The 419-nt window shown below is 72.8% G+C and carries 1 protein-coding gene; it reads left to right on the forward strand.

Annotation, left to right across the window (positions count from 1 at the left end):
• Positions 1-419: hypothetical protein (locus tag G3I78_RS49225; RefSeq protein ID WP_164437181.1), on the forward strand; the 419-nt coding region annotated here is incomplete at both ends.

Genomic DNA, 419 nt, shown 5'->3' on the forward strand with positions numbered 1-419 from the left:
CCGGCTGGCCGCGCTGCCCGATCTCGACGAGGCGGCGGCGACACTCGCCAAGGTCCGCGAGCAGATCCGCTGCCGGGTCACCCACGAGCAGCGCCACTGCCTGCAACAGGCCGTCGACAAGGTCTTCGAGGAGATCCGGCGCTGCACGGGCGGCCGGGGCTGCTGCGTGGACGACTGCGGGTGCGATTTCGACGACACGGTCGGCCGGGAGGACACGGTAGCCACCCGGGCGGCGCGCATCGCCCGGTACACGGCGGACACCTCGAAGGCCGCGGCCTGTTTCACCGACCTGGACGGGGAGCTGACGGCCCTGCCGGAGCGCGCGGCGAAGATCAGGACGGACGCGGCCCAGCTGCTGGCGGACGTCTGCGACGCGGTCCTGGGCAAGGACGTCGTACGTCTCTACGCGCGCCTGCTGG

It is taken from the genome of Streptomyces sp. SID13726 (assembly GCF_010548375.1).
GTDB lineage: Bacteria > Actinomycetota > Actinomycetes > Streptomycetales > Streptomycetaceae > Streptomyces.